The 16433-nt window shown below is 70.2% G+C and carries 14 protein-coding genes; 9 read left to right on the top strand and 5 right to left on the bottom strand.

Annotation, left to right across the window (positions count from 1 at the left end; all coding sequences use genetic code 11):
• Positions 1-83: 83 nt before the first annotated feature.
• From R6Y94_RS37915 to R6Y94_RS37905, 3 genes are all read left to right on the top strand, one after another.
• Positions 84-1670 (top strand): TIGR03773 family transporter-associated surface protein, encoded by a 1587-nt coding sequence (locus R6Y94_RS37915; protein WP_318401446.1) that lies wholly within the window; start codon positions 84-86, stop codon positions 1668-1670.
• A 185-nt stretch (positions 1671-1855) separates the two neighbouring features.
• A complete protein-coding gene (locus tag R6Y94_RS37910) occupies positions 1856-2521 on the top strand; it encodes a choice-of-anchor M domain-containing protein (RefSeq protein WP_318401444.1) in 666 nt (221 codons plus the stop codon).
• Positions 2522-2552: 31 nt separating this feature from the next.
• The gene (locus R6Y94_RS37905) at positions 2553-3197 is read left to right on the top strand and encodes a choice-of-anchor M domain-containing protein (protein ID WP_318401442.1); all 645 of its coding nucleotides are present in this window, start codon (positions 2553-2555) and stop codon (positions 3195-3197) included.
• 221 nt (positions 3198-3418) lie between these two features.
• Here the strand turns inward: R6Y94_RS37905 and R6Y94_RS37900 are convergent, their stop codons facing one another.
• Both R6Y94_RS37900 and R6Y94_RS37895 read right to left on the bottom strand, forming a co-directional pair.
• On the bottom strand, positions 3419-4519 hold the full coding sequence (locus R6Y94_RS37900; protein WP_318401440.1) for an LLM class flavin-dependent oxidoreductase: 1101 nt from the start codon (positions 4517-4519) through the stop codon (positions 3419-3421).
• Positions 4509-4901: an SCO5389 family protein gene (locus R6Y94_RS37895; RefSeq protein ID WP_318401439.1), complete on the bottom strand. Its 393-nt coding sequence runs from the start codon at positions 4899-4901 to the stop codon at positions 4509-4511. The genes R6Y94_RS37900 and R6Y94_RS37895 overlap by 11 nt, the downstream gene beginning before the upstream one ends.
• 389 nt (positions 4902-5290) lie before the next feature.
• On the opposite strand from R6Y94_RS37895, the gene R6Y94_RS37890 reads away from it, so the two are divergent.
• The 4 genes from R6Y94_RS37890 (at position 5291) to R6Y94_RS37875 (ending at position 9533) form a co-directional block, all read left to right on the top strand.
• Positions 5291-6865 (top strand): anchored repeat ABC transporter, substrate-binding protein, encoded by a 1575-nt coding sequence (locus tag R6Y94_RS37890; protein ID WP_318401502.1) that lies wholly within the window; start codon positions 5291-5293, stop codon positions 6863-6865.
• A 62-nt stretch (positions 6866-6927) separates the two neighbouring features.
• Complete coding sequence (locus R6Y94_RS37885) at positions 6928-7881, top strand: choice-of-anchor M domain-containing protein (RefSeq protein ID WP_318401437.1); 954 nt, start codon at positions 6928-6930, stop codon at positions 7879-7881.
• A gap of 26 nt (positions 7882-7907) precedes the next feature.
• A complete protein-coding gene (locus R6Y94_RS37880; RefSeq protein ID WP_412102973.1) occupies positions 7908-8621 on the top strand; it encodes an anchored repeat-type ABC transporter ATP-binding subunit in 714 nt (237 codons plus the stop codon).
• The gene (locus R6Y94_RS37875; protein ID WP_318401435.1) at positions 8622-9533 is read left to right on the top strand and encodes an anchored repeat-type ABC transporter permease subunit; all 912 of its coding nucleotides are present in this window, start codon (positions 8622-8624) and stop codon (positions 9531-9533) included. It abuts the gene before it with no gap.
• A 280-nt stretch (positions 9534-9813) separates the two neighbouring features.
• Here the strand turns inward: R6Y94_RS37875 and R6Y94_RS37870 are convergent, their stop codons facing one another.
• Positions 9814-10029: a hypothetical protein gene (locus R6Y94_RS37870; RefSeq protein ID WP_318401434.1), complete on the bottom strand. Its 216-nt coding sequence runs from the start codon at positions 10027-10029 to the stop codon at positions 9814-9816.
• A 90-nt stretch (positions 10030-10119) separates the two neighbouring features.
• Here R6Y94_RS37870 and R6Y94_RS37865 point away from each other — a divergent pair, with 90 nt between their 5' ends.
• Positions 10120-12111 (top strand): acyl-CoA dehydrogenase, encoded by a 1992-nt coding sequence (locus tag R6Y94_RS37865; protein ID WP_318401433.1) that lies wholly within the window; start codon positions 10120-10122, stop codon positions 12109-12111.
• A gap of 440 nt (positions 12112-12551) precedes the next feature.
• On the opposite strand, the gene R6Y94_RS37860 is transcribed toward R6Y94_RS37865, so the two are convergent.
• Together R6Y94_RS37860 and R6Y94_RS37855 are read right to left on the bottom strand one after the other, a co-directional pair.
• The gene (locus R6Y94_RS37860; protein ID WP_318401431.1) at positions 12552-15278 is read right to left on the bottom strand and encodes a cation-transporting P-type ATPase; all 2727 of its coding nucleotides are present in this window, start codon (positions 15276-15278) and stop codon (positions 12552-12554) included.
• A gap of 450 nt (positions 15279-15728) precedes the next feature.
• Positions 15729-15971, bottom strand: coding sequence for a hypothetical protein (locus tag R6Y94_RS37855; protein WP_318401429.1), 243 nt, complete (start codon positions 15969-15971; stop codon positions 15729-15731).
• Positions 15972-16147: 176 nt separating this feature from the next.
• Between R6Y94_RS37855 and R6Y94_RS37850 the strand changes: the two genes are divergently transcribed.
• Positions 16148-16279 carry a hypothetical protein gene (locus R6Y94_RS37850; protein WP_318401428.1) on the top strand — a complete coding sequence of 44 codons (132 nt, stop codon included), beginning with the start codon at positions 16148-16150 and terminating at the stop codon, positions 16277-16279.
• The last annotated feature ends 154 nt before the right edge of the window (positions 16280-16433 follow it).

The following is a 16433-nucleotide window of genomic DNA, read 5'->3' as shown; positions in this document are numbered from 1 at the left end:
GCGTGCGGTCCGGTCTTCGCCCCGCGCCGCACCGCCGGACGGGGTGTGAGCTTGAGAACTGTGCATGCCAGCAAAGGAGGACGATGAGAATTCGCAGTTTGCGCGCCGGTGCCGCCGGCCTCGCGGCGGCCGTACTCGCGCTGGTCGCCGGGGTCGTACCGGCCCGGGCCGCCCCGGTGCCGGTCAGCGCCGACGGTGCCGACCTGATGTCCGTCTCACTCGTCGACGGCACACTGTCCCTGCGGATACGTGACGCCACCCAGATCGCCCAGGGAGTTCCCGGACACGATCCGGCCGATGTCGTCCTGGGACCGGAGGGCGGAGTGGCCGGCCGGGTGCCGGCCGACAGCCGCTTCTCGTTCCTCGGCACGCCCGGCCAGCCGGTGTGGCTGCTCGCCACTTCGGGCACCGCCTTCCCCAGCTTCGACACCACCGGCGTGAACCGTGGGGCGGTACGGGGAGACCGGATCACGGCGTCGTTGCGTGCCGCCGACGGTCCTGGCCGGTTCACCGCCTACCGGTTGTCCGGCCTCGGCGCGGTCACGCCGCTGTTCGGCACCGACATCGCCGGTCATGTCGAGTTGCCCACCGCGACCCGGACCCCGGCGGTGCTCTGGGCGTTCGACGCCGTCGGCGACTACACGGTCACCCTCGCCGCCTCGGCGATCTTGCCCTCCGGTCGGGAGGTGAGCACCGAGGCGACCTACCGGGTGACCGTCCCGCCGATCACACCGGGACCACCGGTGGCCCCACCATCCGTGGTGGGCCCGGCGGACGGGGCGAAGGCCCTGCCGCAGCCGATGGCGGAGCCACCGGCGGCACGCCGAGGCAACCCACCGGCGCTGAAGGCACCCGCACAAGCGCAGCCCCCGAAGGTCGCGGCCGCGACGACCGGCACTCGCAAGGTCATCTCGGACGGGCACGTCGACATGGGGCCGCAGTTGACCGGTGACACGTGGACGATCCGGCTCAAGGACGACACGGTCAGTCCGGCGGTCTGGCGGGAGCTGTCCGATGTGGTCCTGCATGTCAAGGACAAGGCCAAGACCACGGTACCGGCCGGGGCGGACTTCCTGGGCAGGGAGGGAGACACGGTCTGGCTGTTGCCACAGGCGCAGCAGTCCGGGATCGTCTGGCCCGGCTGGAACACCCAGCACGAGTCCGTCGTCGGGGCGGTTCGGGGCAACGTGCTCTGGACCCTCAGGGGCGTCGACGGCCCCGGGAGATTCGTGCTCTTCCTGACCGGCTCGTTCGGCAGCGCCGATGTGCTGTTCGACTCGGCCGAGAGCCTGCCGCAGCGGTTGAGCATCCCGCCCAACACGCACGCACACGGCAACTGGGGGTTCAGCAAACCGGGACTGTACCGCCTGGAGGTGCAGATGAGCGGCACCACCAACGCCGGAAAGGCGGTCACCGACACCAGGACCCTGACGATCGCGATCGGCGACAGCACGGATCCGGACAGCGGCTTCGGCGGCGGCGGATCCGGTGACGGGTCCGGCAACGGCTCGGGCAATGGAAACGGCGGGCTACCCCGTACCGGTGAATCGTGGGTGGTCCCGGCCAGCTTCGGTGGCGCGCTCCTGGTGGCCGTCGGGGTCCTGCTGGTCTACCTGGCCAGACGACGTCGCCCGACCGGCCCTGGGCACGTTCAGGAGAACGGTGCGTAACGGCCGGTGCTACCGGCGGCGCGGAGTCGCACCGGTGGGCCATTCGGCGCCCGGGCTCCCACCTGCCGTCCAGAAGGGAGCCCGGGGGCTGTTTGTTGTCACGCTCGCCACTTCCCGGGGCAACCAAAAACGACTATCGTTTTCAACAAGCGGTCCGTCGGGGATCGCGGGGAAAGGAGTTCTCCGTGCGTAGTACCTCCCGCCGTCTACTCGTGGTGGGCACCATCGGGGCCGCATTGGTCGCCTCGGCGGTGCCGGCCCAGGCTCAGGTGGCCACCGCGTCCCGCGTCGTGCTCGCCGCCGGCCATGTCGACGTGGTCGACGTCGAGTACGAGGACGGCGCCCTCGAGATCGGCGTGCACGACGAGACCGTCGAGCCCGGCGTCGAGCGTGAGCCGGACGACGTGCTGTTCAAGGTCAAGGGATCAGCCAGGACGACCGTCCCGGCTGATCCCGCGTTCGGGTTCCTCGGCGTTCCCGGCGCCCCGGTATGGATCCTGCCCGAGGCGCAGGACGAGAACCTGCTCTGGCCCGGTCTGTCCACCGAGGAATTGGAGGCCGGACTGTTCTCGGGCGACGCGGTCATGCTCAGCGTGGTACGGGTCGTCGGGCCCGGCCAGTTGGCCGTCTACACCGAGAACGCCGTCGGACAGCCGAACGTGCTGGCCGACAGCGGCGACGGGACTCCGGACGCGGTCGGCCTGAGCGTCGCGGACCACCTGCACGCCAACTGGGCCTTCGACCAGGCGGGAACCTACACCGTGAAGGTGAGGGCGGCGGCCACGCTCGCCGCCTCCGGACAGCGGGTGAGTTCCGAGATCGTCAACCTCCGCTTCGTCGTGAAGCCTTGACCGGAGAGAAGGACCTGTGAGAGGCAAGAGAATGAGTCTGCGTAGCGGGGGCCTGGTCGGTCTGATCCTGGCCGGCGCGTTGCTCGGCGGGACGGCGGTGCCCGCCCAGGCGGCGCCGGTCGTGCTGACCAGCGGCCATGTCGACATCATCGACGTCGACTACGCCTCCGGCGCGCTGGTGGTCAACGTGCTCGACGGGACCGGATCCAGCGACGTCGAGCGCAACCCCGCCGACGTCGTGTTGCGGGTGCCGGCTGCGGCGAAGGTCAGCGTGCCCAGCGGATCCGCCTGGTCGTTTCTCGGCACCGGCGGGCAAGCCTGGATCCTTCCGCAGGCCAACACGAGTGGACTGCTCTGGGCCGGTTGGAATACCACCGAGGTGCCCAGCGGGGTCTTCCAGAACAACCGGGTGACGTTCCGGCTCACCAGCGTCAGCGGGCCCGCTGGATTCAGCATCTACACCACCTCGCTGGGGTCGCCGAACGTGCTGTTCGACAGCGGAAACGGTCTGCCGGACAACCTGAACGTCAACTACAACTCCCACGCCCACGTCAACTGGGGCTTCGACGCGGCGGGCACCTATGCCGTCACCTTCCAGGTGACCGGCACGCTCGCGGCGACCGGAGTCACCGTCAGCTCCGGATCCAAGACCTTCACCTTCGAGGTCCTCGCCTAGTCTGCGCGCCCGGACCGGCAGGTCACCGTCGGAAACGATCGGCCGGTGCGGCGTCCCATACCCGGCGGGGCGCCGCACCGGCCGTCGGCCGAGATCGGCGACGGGCGGCTGGAAGTGGTCCGGGCGGTGGCGGCGGCCAACTGGGCGGTCAGGGAGAGCACGATCGTCGTGCCCGTCGCCGAACTGACGGCTGGGGCCAGGGGCCCGATCGGCAGGCCCGGTCACCGCGTCGGGAGAGGATGGCGTACCTGGCCGTCGACGGGGTCCTCCGGCAGCGGGGCCGGGGTGGCCAGGTCGAGCACCTCGGACGCGAGCCGGGCGATGTTGTCGACAGTGGTCCGCCGACCGCCGGCCGCCTCGACCATCAACAGCAGGTGCCGCATGCCCGGGACCGCCGCCGCCTCGGCGAGCCGCTGCCGGCAGCGGGTCGGGCTGCCGACCGGGTGGATGTCCAGGAGCGTGTCGACATATCGGCTCCGCTCCGGCCGCGGCGACCGCGAGCCGTCGATGCGGACGTACTCGTCGGTGCCGGACAGCAGCCCCGGCAGCCCGGCGCGCACGGCGGCCTCCGCCTCGGCGTCGGTGTCGGCGACGTAGGCCAGGTGGGCGCTCGCGTGCGCGACGCTCGCGGGCCGGTGGCCGTGCGAGGCCGCGACCTGGGCGTACCGGTCGAGCAGTTCCGCCTTCTCCGCGTTGGTCGCGTGCATGCCGAGCAGCAGCGGGAGCCCGCGCCCGGCGGCCAACTCGACGGTCGGTACGGAGGTGGCGGCGACCCAGACCGGGATCTGTCTGCGGGGCCGGGGCACCACGCGGACCGTACGGAACGGGAAGCGGCCGCTGCCGGCGACGTACTCGTCGCCCTGGAGCCAGCGCGCCAGCAGGTCGACCGACTCGGCGAAACCGTCGGTGTACCTGTCCAGCCCGGTGCCGAAGACCTCCAGGTCGACCCACGGGCCGCCCCGGGCGACGCCGAGGGCGAACCGTCCACCGGAGAGTTCGTCGAGCAGGACCGCCTCCTCGGCCAGCGCCACCGGGTGGCGATTGGACAGGATGCAGGCCGCGGTGCCGACCGTCACGCGTCGAGTGGCGCCGAGCAGGTGCGCGGCGAAGGCGGGAGCAGACGGGCAGGCGCCGTACGAGGTGAAGTGGTGCTCGGCGATCCATACCCCGGCGTAGCCGTACCGTTCCGCTGCCAGGCCGTACTGGTGGGCCGCCGCCAGGGACTCGGCCGCGGTCGTGTCGGTGTGCTGTCCGGCGAGCAGGAACAGGTGCGCTGCGACCTGCTCCGCTCGCCGGACGGCCTCGGGCGGATCAGCAGTCACGCAGTTCGGGTGACTGGTTGAGGAGCTGGCCGCGGGCGGACACGAAGCGGCGGTAGGCGTCGGAGTCGACCGCGGTGGGGCGGAACGCGGCCACGCGGTGGCAGTTCTGGAAGGCGAGCCGGACGCCGAAGTGCCGTTCCAGCCCGGCTCGGATCGCGTCACTGGCCAGGGCACGCAGTAGTTGTCCGCGCTCGGCCTCGCTCGGTGGCGGGATGACGTTGTCGGCGAAGTCGTCGTCGGAGGCGTTGAGGTCGGCGACGACGTGGCTGACCGTTTGCCATGCGTACGGCAGCGAGTCGCGGACGCAGGCGACGAACTCCGCATCGTCTACCGGGCCTCGTTCGGCGGCTTCCAACAGGGCAGGGGTAACAGCGAGAGACATGGCCCTCCTCAGACGTTGACCGAAACGATCGTGACACCCATTTTCTTCTTTACGGTGTGTGTGCGCAACAGTCGGAAAGAGTAATTCTCCTGTGGACGCGTCATGCGCGGGTCCTGTGGGTCGGTGGCCGGGACGTTGGTGGCCGTCGGTTGGATGCTCGGGCTCCGACCAGTTCCGGGAGGCCGACCGTAGAGTGAGTTGATAACCGTTCCCATTTTCATGGTATCGTGCTGGCGGTTCGCGGCGGTCGCCGCGGCCGAGAAAAGCGACTCGTCTCCAACCTGGCCGGGACGACAGGCGCATGTCCATGACACGTGGGGAGGGTCGTGCGTATGCCTGCCGTGGGGCGGCTTCCCAGTAGCGCGGTCGTGCCGCCGATCGGGTACCGGATGCGAATGGTCGCGCTGACAGTGCTCGTGGCGCTCCTCGCCAGCGGTTGCCGGTCGACCGTGATGCTGAGCGGGCACGACGAGCGGGTGCAGGTCGTCACCACCACCGGCATCCTGCAAGACCTGGTACGCCAGGTCGGCGGTGACCGGGTCGCGGTCGGCTCCCTGGTGCCGGACGGTGCCGATCCGCACAGCTACGAGCCCTCGCTTCGTGACGTCCGCAACGTGGTCTACGCCGACGTGGCGTTCAGCAACTACCTGCTGCTGGAGGAGCACGCGATCATCAAGACGCTGGACGCCAACCTGCGGACCGGGGTGCCGAACATCTCGCTCGCCGAAGGAGCGGTGAAGTACGCCGCCGAGATCATCCCGTTGGTCGAGGACGTCTCGCTCGACACGATCTGGCTGGGCATGCGCGTCCGGGGCACCGGTACGGCCCACGGTGCGACCCGTTCCTCGGACATCCTGCTCAGCGCCACGGGCGCTGCTGGGCCGGGCACCATGACGGCATACTTGACCGAGTCGTTCGGCAACCCATCGTTCTATGTCAACTCCGCCGACGGATTCGACCCGGCGAACGGGTTCAAGGACGACACTGCCCGGCTGCCGCCGGATGCGCACACCCACATGAGCTGGGCGTTCACCAGGCCGGGCGTCTACCGGCTGACCATGCGGGCACAGCTCGCGGTCACGCCCGAGACGAAGCCCGTTCCGGTCGGGGAGCAGACCTTCACCTTCACCGTCGGGGTGGACCCGCACTCCGTGCCGGGAATGGCCGGTGCGGCGGTGCTGAACTCGGGGCACGCCGATATCACCGTCGACCTCGACCAGAGGCGGCTGTACCTGTTCGCCGACCCGGAGGGCGGCGGCGAGGCCGACCAGCGGGCGTTCGACCCGGCGACGACCGTGATCGAGGTGCCGAACAAGGCGTTGCTGGAGGTGCCTGGCGACCGCAAGTTCCGGTTTCTGGGCCGGCCCGGTACCCAGGTCTACCAACTGCCGCAGGCGGTGCTGGGCAAGCACGTGCACGGCGAGATCGATCCGCACCTGTGGCAGAACGTCCGCAACACCATCGCCTACGTCGAGCTGATCCGGGACACCCTGATCGGGATCGACCCCGACGGCGCCGGCGAATACCGGGCACACGCCACGGGCTACATCGCCGAACTGGAGCGGCTCGACAGCTATGTCCGGGACACCATCGCCCAGATACCCCAGCCGCAGCGGCATCTGGTCACCACGCACGACGCGTTCGGGTACCTGGGTGACGCCTACGGCGTGCAGATCTCCGGATTCGTCACCCCGAACCCGGCCACCGAGCCGAGTCTGGCCGACCGGCGCCGGCTTACCGAGACGATCCGCAACCTGGACATCCGCGCGGTGTTCCTGGAACCCAACCTGGCGGCCCGCTCGACGACGCTGACCGAGGTCGCCAGCGAGCAGGGCCTACGGATCTGCGAGATCTACGGGGACAGCTTCGGCGGCGACGTCCGGAGCTACGTACAGATGATGCGGTTCAACGCGGAATCGCTGCGGGACTGCCTGACCAGGCCGAACAACGGGAGGCGACAGTGATCGGCGCACCGGTGCGATCGAGCGGACGCGGGAGGGCGGGGGTCGCCGTCCGGTGCGGTGCGGTGGCTGCCGCGCTGCTGGCGCTGATCGCGCCCGCGACACCGGCGGTGGCCACGGAGCCTTCGCCGGGGCTGGATCAGTCGATCGCCCCGGACCAGCCGCTCGCCACCGGTCGGGCAGTGCTGAGGGCCGGGCACGTGGACATCGGTCCCCGGTACGTCGACGACCGGTGGACGCTGCTGGTCCACGACGACGCGGAACGGCCGGTGTGGCGCAGCACCGACGAGACCGTACTGCACGTCTCCGATGCCGCCCTCCAGACCGTTCCGGACGATCCGGCGTACTCGTTCCTCGACGTCGACGCCGGTGCGCGGGTGTACGTGGTGCCGCAGACGCAACAGCCGGACGTGGTCTGGATCGGCTGGAACACCCAGGATCCCCGGGTGATGCGGGACATCGACCGTGGCGTGACGCTGACCCTGCTCGGCGTCCGCGGGCCGGGCGCGATGACGGTGTACCTCCAGTCGGGCAACTTCGCCGCGCCGCAGGTGCTGTGGCGCTCCGCCGAGCCGAAACCGCAGCCGCTGTGGGTGGAGGTGAACACGCACACCCACGCCAACTGGGTCTTCACCCGGCCGGGCGTCTACCTGGTGGCCATCCAGGTCTCGGCGGACCTGGCCAGTGGGGAGCAGGTCTCCGACACCAGACTGCTCCGGGTCGCCGTGGGCGATGCGACCAGCACCGACGAGGCGTTCACCGCGATAGCGGACATCCCGTCCGTGCCGGCGGTCCAGGCGGCCTCGGACAGTGACGGCGCCGCCGCGGCGGACCGCTCCGGTGGTGGCAGGTCAGCCCTGATCGCCCTGCTCGTCGGGGTCGCGGTGCTGCTCGGCGTCGCCCTGATCTGGGTACAGGTCCGCGGCGGCAGCGCCAGGCGCCGCGCCGAGCGCGAGCGAGGCGAACGGGCAGCGGCAGCGCCGACCGACGGAGATCCTACGTCGGAGAGCCGGTCGTGAGGGCGCTCGACATCGCCGACCTGAATGTGGATCTCGGCGGTCGACCGGTGCTGCGGGACGTACGGCTGCACGTCGAACCAGGTGAGCTGGTCGGGCTGCTCGGGCCGAACGGCGCGGGCAAGACCACCCTGCTGCGGGCGGTGCTCGGGCTGGTCCGCACCCGGACCGGGCAGATCCGGGTCGACGGCGAGCCCGCTCGACGCGGACGTATCGTGATCGGCTACGTGCCGCAGCGCCACGAGTTCAGCTGGGACTTCCCGATCTCGGTCGAGCAGACCGTACTGAGCGGCCGGACGGGACGGCTCGGGCTGCTGCGCCGGCCCGGCGTACCGGACTGGCGCGCGGTGGGGGAGGCGCTCGACCGGGTACGGCTGGCCGGGCTACGCACCCGGCCGGTCGGTGAACTCTCCGGCGGCCAGCGGCAGCGGGTCCTGGTGGCCCGGGCCCTTGCGCTGTCGCCGCGGATCCTGCTCCTCGACGAGCCGTTCACCGGCCTGGACCTGCCCACCCAGGAACTTCTGGGCGACCTGTTCGGCAGCCTCGCACAGGAGGGCCGGGCGTTGCTGATGACTACCCACGACCTGGTCGCCGCTCTGCAGTCGAGTAGCCGGCTGGTGCTGCTCAACGGCCGGGTCACCGCCGACGGCCGGCCGGCGGAGCTGCGCGACCCCGAGGTCTGGAAGCGGACGTTCGGCGTCAGCGACCGGTCCGCGCTGCTCAAACTCGTGAAGGCGGCCTAGTTGTCGATCACCGACTTTCTCGCCGACCTGTTCAACCCCGACCTCGCCTTCCTGCCCAAGGCGCTGGCCATCGCGGTGATGTCCTCCGTGGTCTGCGGCGTGGTCGGCTGCTACGTCGTACTCCGGGGGATGGCCTTCATCGGCGACGCCGTGGCGCACGCGGTCTTTCCCGGGCTCGCGGCCGCCTTCGTGTTGCAGGGCAGCCTGGTGCTCGGCGGCGCGGTCGCCGGCATCGCCACCGCGCTGCTGATCGCCGTCTTCGCGCAGAACCGGCGGCTGAAGGAGGACTCGCTGATCGGCGTCTTCCTGGTCGCCGCGTTCGCCCTCGGCATCGTGATCATCTCCCAGGCGCCCGGCTACGCCGGCTCGTTGCAACAGTTCCTCTTCGGCTCGATCACCGGCATCCCGGACCGGGACCTGTACCTGGTCGGCGGCACCGGGCTGCTCATCCTCGGCCTGGTCCTCGCGTTGCACAAGGAACTGGTGGCGGTCAGCCTCGACCGCGAGATGTCCCGGGCCATCGGCCTGCCGGTCTTCTGGCTCGACATCCTGCTCTACGTACTGGTGACCCTGGCCGTGGTGATCTCCCTACAGACCATCGGCAACATCCTGGTGCTGGCCCTGCTGATCATCCCGGCCGCGACCGCCCGGTTGCTCACTGACCGGCTGGGCGTGATGATGCTGCTCGCCCCGGTCGTCGGCGGGGTGTCGGCGGTCGTCGGGCTCTACCTCTCCTGGAGTTACGACACCCCGGTCGGTGGCACCATCGTGCTGGTCGCCACCGCCGCGTTCCTGGCGTCCTGGCTCTTCGCCCCACGGCACGGCCTACTGACCAAGCGTTGGCGCCGACCACGAGGTAGCGCATTCGACGAGCAACTGCCCGCGAGCGACCTTTCGTACCAAAACTCCTGATCAAGAGTTGGGTCTCCACCGCTGTCGGCTAGCTATCCGAAAATTGGTGCACCCGCCGCTGGTCAGCGAGACGGACTTTCGTCCAGGCCCAAACGGTGAACGCGGTCGCCACGCCCGAGGACGGCCAGCCGCGCCGGTATCTGCTCACCGGACTGGTCGTCTGCCGAACCTGCGGCCGACGAGCCGACGCGCACTGGGTACACGGACGGCCCGGATACCGGTGCCGGCATGGCCACACCGCGCCAGCCCGCCCCTACCCGGCCGGCCCAAGCCGCTGTACCTACGCGAAGACCTGCTCTTCGCCCACATCGCACGGCAACTCGACGATCGAACGACGGAAGCCCGTGACGACGCGCGAGCTACCGCCGCGTACCTGCGGGCGAACCAGATCACCATCACCTGCGACGCCGACAACACCACACGAGCCGTCAGCAGAATCGGCCATCGCCATTGCCCTGGGCAGGTGTGGGAGTTCGTCGATGGTGTCCCGTCGCACCGCGGTCTCGCTGACCGGGTCACCGCCCGGAGTCGGTACCCTTGATGGGGTACAGACTGTACGCATATGTCCGCTAGCCGAGGGGTGACCATGCCCGATCACGCGTCCGGCCACTTCGACCTCGCTCGCCTGCGGGAAGTGCTCGACGGACCGTGGGCCGAGGTCCGCGACGCGCACCGGCATCACCTCGACGCGCGCTTTCTCCCCGTGTACGGCGAAACCGGTGACCAGGCACGTGAGCGGATCACCCGGCTGCTCTCCGAGCTCCCCGTCGAACTGGGGATCGCGTCGGCCTTCCCCACCGAGTACGGGGGCAGATCCGACGTGGGGGGCTCGATCGTCGCCAGCGAGATGCTGGCGCAGGTCGACCTGTCGCTGATGGTCAAGGCGGGCGTGCAGTGGGGCCTGTTCGGCGGCGCCGTCGGTGCCCTCGGCACGAGGCGACACCACGACGCCTATCTGCGGGACATCATCTCGGGCAAGATCTTCGGCTGCTTCGCGATGACCGAGACCGGCCACGGCTCCGACGTCCAGCAGCTGCGCACCACCTGCGCGTACGACCCGCAGACGCAGACCTTCGACCTGCACACCCCGCACGAGGCGGCCCGCAAGGACTACATCGGCAACGCGGCCCGGGACGGGCGGATGGCGGTGGTCTTCGCGCAGCTGATCACCAACGGACGGCGGCACGGCGTACACGCGTGGCTGGTCCCGATCCGCGACGCGCACGGCAGCCCGCTGCCCGGCGTGACCATCGGCGACGCCGGGCCCAAGGCCGGCCTGCTCGGTGTGGACAACGGGCGGCTCAGCTTCGACCACGTGAGGGTCCCGCGGGACATGCTGCTGGACCGGTACGGTCAGGTCGCCGAGGACGGCACGTACTCCAGCCAGATCGAGAACGACTCCCGGCGCTTCTTCACCATGCTCGGCACCCTGGTCCGCGGCCGGGTGAGCGTGGGCGGCGCCGCGTCGGCGGCCACCAAGGCGGCACTGACCATCGCGGTGCGCTACGGCGACATCCGCCGCCAGTTCGGCACGCCCGACGCCGACCGGGAGGTGCAGCTCAACGACTACCTGGCCCACCAGCGCAAGCTGCTGCCCGCCCTGGCCACCACGTACGCGTTGCACTTCGCCCACGCCGAGCTGGTCGCCGCGCTGCACGAGGTGCAGGGCGGCGACGGGCCGGTCGACGAGCACCGGCAACGGGAGCTGGAGTCCCGGGCCGCCGGCCTCAAGGCCGCGCAGACCTGGCACGCGACCCGCACCATCCAGATGTGCCGCGAGGCGTGTGGCGGCGCCGGCTACCTGGCCGAGAACCGACTGCCCAGTCTCAAGGCCGACACCGACGTCTTCACCACGTTCGAGGGCGACAACACGGTGCTGCTGCAGCTGGTGGCCAAGGGGCTGCTCACCGGCCACCGGGACGAGTTCGGCTCGCTGGACGGCTGGGGTCGTGCCTCCTTCGTCGCCGAACAGATCCGCGAGATGGTGCTTGAGCGCACCGCCGCGCGGTCGCTCATCGAGCGGCTGACCAGCGCCGTGCCCGGCCGCGACGAGGAGGTCGCCGTCACCGACCGCGGCTGGCAGCTCAAGGTCTTCGAGGACCGCGAGAGGCACCTCCTCGACGGCGCGGTCCGTCGCCTCCGCAACGGCGCGGCCACGAAGAAGGACCGTCCCTTCGACATCTTCAACGACGTCCAGGACCACGTCCTCGCCGTTGCCGCCGCGCACGTCGACCGGGTCACCCTGGAGGCGTTCGTCGCCGGCGTCGAGGACACCGCCGACCCGGCGGTCCGGGCGCTGCTCTCCCGGATCTGTGACCTGTACGCGCTCAGCGTCATCGAGGCCGACAAGGGGTGGTTCCTGGAGCACGGCCGTCTCACGCCGGCCCGCTCGAAAGCGATCACCGGCGTGGTGAACAGTCTGCTCAAGGAGCTACGCCCGCACATGCGGACGCTCGTGGACGGTTTCGCCATCCCGGAGGAGTGGCTGCACTGCGCCATCCTGCGCGAGGAACCCCATCGGCAGGAGACGATGGCCGCCCATGACGCCGCCGGTGATCCGCAAGCGGTCCCGGCGTAGGCAGGAAGACTCGTGTGCGGTGGAGCTGTCAGACGAACGGCTCGGTCCCACACCCGGTGGTAACGGAGGGCGAGACGCTCTTCCCGTGCCGGTCGAGCCACGCGACGTACACCGCCATGAACCGGCGTCCGGACGGCAGTTTCCCGACCTGCCCGATCGCCTGTGGTTCCCTGATGTGGCCGGCGGCGGTAGCAGGCGCCTGGAGCGGGGAACCGAAGGATCCGGCACCCACGTCTGCGCCAGCGGCGCGGATGCTGCCAGGACGGCGACCTGCCGTCGTAGCTGGTTGTCACGAGACTGTCATAGGTCCGCGTAGTCCGCTCCACACGCAGCACGAGGCTGGCTCCAGTACCGGTCGACGACAGGAGGATGCGGTGCCTACGGTTGGGCAACCGGCGGCCGTACGGTGCTGACCGGTCATCGGCGGCGGCAGCGGTGGATCACACTTGTAGGAGCGGCCTGCGGAGCCGTTTGTCGACGGCGACCACGGTAGCCGTCGCCGCGGCCAGGGCGAGGATGCGTAGCCACGCGTCGGCGTGGATCGGGGCGGTGTCGAAGATCGTGTTCATGGCTGGTACGTAGGTGATGGCGAGCTGGCCGATGGCCTGCAGGGTCAGGCCGGCCCAGATCCAACGGTTGGAGAAGAGGCCGATGCGCCAGGCGGACCGGGTGATCGACCGGCAGCTGAACAGATAGATCGCCTCGACGACGACGAACAGGTTGAGTGCGGTGGTCCGCGCCTCGGCGACGCTGGCGCCGTGGTCCCGTTCCCAGTTGAACAGCCACCACGTGCCGGCGACCAGCAGTGCTGACACCAGCAGGATGCGCACCAGGAGAGCGCCCGTGAGCAGGGGCCGGGCCGGGTCGCGGGGCTTGCGCCGCATGATGCCGGCCTCTTTCGGCTCGAAGGCGAGCATCAGGCCGAGCAGGACCGCGCTGGTCATGTTGATCCACAGAATCTGGGTGGGCAGCAGGGGCAACGCGGTACCGAACAGGATGGCCACGAGTACGACCAGACCCTCGCCGAGGTTCGTCGGCAGGGTCCACACGATGAACTTCGTGAGGTTGTCGAAGGCGCCGCGGCCTTCCTCGATGGCGGCTTCGATGGTGGCGAAGTCGTCGTCGGTGAGCGCCATGTCGGCGGCTTCTCTGGCGACCTCGGTTCCGCCACGGGACATGGCGATGCCGATGTTGGCCTGGCGCAGGGCGGGTGCATCGTTGACCCCGTCCCCGGTCACGGCCACTACATGGCCGCGTTCCTGCAGCGTCTCGACCAGCCGGAGCTTCTGCTCCGGGGAGACCCGGGCGAACACCCGGGCCCGGTCGACCGCCTCCGCGTACCGTTCGTCCGGTAGTGCGTCCAGGTCCGCGCCGGTCAACACCCTGGCGTCACGCTCGTCGCCAATGATGCCGAGCTGGTCCGCGATCGCGGTGGCTGTCGTCCCGTGATCCCCGGTGATCATCTTGACCGCGATACCGGCGGTGTGACACGCGCGTACTGCGGGCGCTGCGGCGGAGCGGGGCGGATCGAGCATTGCCTGCAGCCCGGTCAGCGTCAGGCCGCCGGAGAGCGTCCGCTCATCGAAATGCTCCGCGTCCGCGTCCACGTCGCCGCTCATGGCGGTGGCCAGGACCCGCAGCCCTTGACCCGCGAGATTCTCGGCGGCGTCGAGGGCGGCGTCCACGTCCAGCCGCCGGTTGGCCCCGTCGGCGCCCATTTCCGTACGGCACAACGCGACGATCCGTTCGACGCCGCCCTTGACCAGCGCCACCCGGCCGCCGCCGTTCGGGTCCTCGTGCAGGGTCGCCATGTACTGACGCTCGGAGCTGAAGGGGACCGTGGCCACCCGGGGGTAACCGGTGGTGACTCCTTCGTGGTCGAGGCCGGCCTTGGCGGCGACGACCAGCATCGCCGCCTCCGTGGGGTCACCGATGAGTACCCACTCGTCCCCTTCCCGGTGGAGCTGGGCATCGTTGCAGCCAGCACCGGCGAGCAGACTCCAGCGCAGGGCTTGACTGGCTGCTGCCGTCACCGCCGTACCCTGGGGGTCTCGCAGTCCGCCGTCCGGTGCGTAGCCGGCGCCGGTGACCGTGAACTGGCCATCCGCGGTCCAGACCGTCCGTACCGTCATCTGGTTCTCGGTCAGCGTGCCGGTCTTGTCGGAGCAGACCACCGTGGTGCTGCCGAGCGTCTCGATCGCCGGCAGTCGGCGGACGACGGCCCGCCGCCGTGCCATCCGCGTCACCCCGATGGCCAGGGTGATGGTGACCGCCGCTGGCAACCCTTCCGGAATCGCTCCCACCGCGAGGGCGACGGCCGCCGTGAACGTGCCGACCGCGTCCTGACCGCGAAGCAGACCGATCCCGAACGTGACCGCCGCCAGGGCGAGGATGACCACCGTCAGGACCTTGCTGAATCGGGCGAGCTTGCGGGTCAACGGGGTGGCCAGTGTCTCCGCCGCCCCGACCAGGCGGTGGATCTGCCCCAACTCCGTCTCCGGACCGGTCGCCACGGCGATCCCGACGCCGCTGCCGGCTGTCACCAACGTGCCCGAGTAGGCCATGTTGCGACGGTCTGCGACCGGTGTCGCCGCGGGTACCACCGCCTCGTTCTTGACGACCGGGATGGATTCGCCGGTCAACGCCGACTCGTCTATCCGCAACTGCGCCAACCGGACCAGGCGCACGTCGGCCGGGACCTTGTCGCCCGCCTCCAGCATGGTCAGATCACCCGGCACGAGTTCCTCCGAGGGCACCGACCGGACACGGCCGTCGCGGATCACCCGTGCCTGGGTGCGCACCATCGCTCGCAGGCTGTCCAGCGCGGCCTCGGCCTTGGACTCCTGTACGAAGCCGATCGTCGCGTTGACCAGGACCACACCGAAGATCACCGCGGAATCGACATACTCGCCCAAGACCGCCGTGACCACCCCGGCGGCGATCAGCACGTAGATCAGGGGATTGTGAAACTGGCGCAGGATCCGCCGACGTGCACCGCCGCGGGCGGCGGTGGGAAGCGCGTTCGGCCCGAACCGCTTCAGTCGCCGCGAAGCCTCCGCGTCAGTCAGCCCACGGTGCGGATCCATCCCGAGCAGCAGCACGACCTCGTGGGCGGACACGCCGTGGTGGGCATTGTCCGGCGAAGTGGGCGACTCAACCGATCCCATCGTCAACTCCCTCACCTCGTAAGGGATCCCGGCCGAGCCAGGGGCTACCGATGCGCCCAGGCTGGTGGGGACGTGGCTGTGTCAGGTGGCCCAGTCGCTGATAGTCGCCCCCAGTGCTGAGCCGCGCCACTCCGGGCCGCCCTAACGACAGATTATCCGCGTTCACCCAGGTTGGTGATGGATCGCCCGTCTGTGCGGTAGTAGGAACGGTTGTCAATGGACGTACCCGGGTGCCGGTGGTCGGTGGCGGACCAGCACCGCGATGCCCGCTCAGACCGGCTCCCAGGGCCGGCATCTGGGTGGCCGCCCGCCGTACGGCTATCGTCTCGCGCACGCGGGGCCGCACCCGAACCGGCAACACGCCGCTGGAACCGACGCCTGCACCGCCTGCGCTCGATACCGCGAACCCCACCGCCACCATCAGGTGAACGTGAATAGTTTTGGTGGGGCTCAACGTGTCCGAGCCGGGCCGGCGAGACGGTACGCCGAGGGCCGGACGGCAGCGGCCTGACCTGTCCCGGGAAGCGTTGGAATCGCCGGTGCCGGCGAGGTCCTGCCGAAGATGTCGTCCGAGAGCCGTTCGACCGCCAGGCGCTGCGCCTCCGGCGGCCGGTGCAGGTCCAGCCCGGCCAGTTTCCCGGTGAAGAGGCGGAGCAGGATTTCCGAGGCGAGGCGGTTGGTCCGCCAAGGCACGAGCGGCCGAGTCCCCTCCGGGTTGGCGTACCCGTCCGGAGCAGTCCCGGATGGCCGGAGACCACCTCGAAACGGATCAGCGCCCCGGCGCGGGTCCGAAGCTGCAGCTAACCGGATGGCGATGCCAGATCTTTGGGAACGACGCGTACCCCGAAGGACGGTTGAGGCGGCACCGCGTGGGCGGGCATCAGCAGGTACTGCTCGGCGACCTGCACCAGGTCGGCGGCGCCGACCGCCGCCCACAGCCGGCGCAGGCCGGCCAGGTCGGGGGCGGGCGGGACCCCGGCACGCGCGGGCCGCTCGGCTGACGGGTACCACCGTCGCCCACCGTCCGTGTCGGGCGGAAGTCCGGCCGGCGCGCGCTCCCGGCCTGCCCGATGGGCTATGCCCGCACGCCGGGTCCGACGGCTACCGGGCGCGGCCGGGAGTTTGCGTAGAGTCGGAATCCGCTGGTGGACGTGG

The sequence above is a fragment of the Plantactinospora sp. KLBMP9567 genome, assembly GCF_033446045.1.
GTDB lineage: Bacteria > Actinomycetota > Actinomycetes > Mycobacteriales > Micromonosporaceae > Plantactinospora.
Note: the sequence above shows the minus strand (reverse complement) of the source record. Positions and strands in the feature narration are given on the sequence as shown.

What these genes read in the sequence shown, in the direction of transcription:
- R6Y94_RS37915 (WP_318401446.1), top strand. Translation starts at nt 84, where the DNA reads ATGAGAATTCGCAGTTTGCGCGCCGGTGCCGCCGGCCTCGCGGCGGCC.
- R6Y94_RS37905 (WP_318401442.1), top strand. Translation starts at nt 2,553, where the DNA reads ATGAGTCTGCGTAGCGGGGGCCTGGTCGGTCTGATCCTGGCCGGCGCG.
- R6Y94_RS37895 (WP_318401439.1), bottom strand. Translation starts at nt 4,901, where the DNA reads ATGTCTCTCGCTGTTACCCCTGCCCTGTTGGAAGCCGCCGAACGAGGC.
- R6Y94_RS37890 (WP_318401502.1), top strand. Translation starts at nt 5,291, where the DNA reads ATGCGAATGGTCGCGCTGACAGTGCTCGTGGCGCTCCTCGCCAGCGGT.
- R6Y94_RS37865 (WP_318401433.1), top strand. Translation starts at nt 10,120, where the DNA reads ATGCCCGATCACGCGTCCGGCCACTTCGACCTCGCTCGCCTGCGGGAA.
- R6Y94_RS37860 (WP_318401431.1), bottom strand. Translation starts at nt 15,278, where the DNA reads ATGGGATCGGTTGAGTCGCCCACTTCGCCGGACAATGCCCACCACGGC.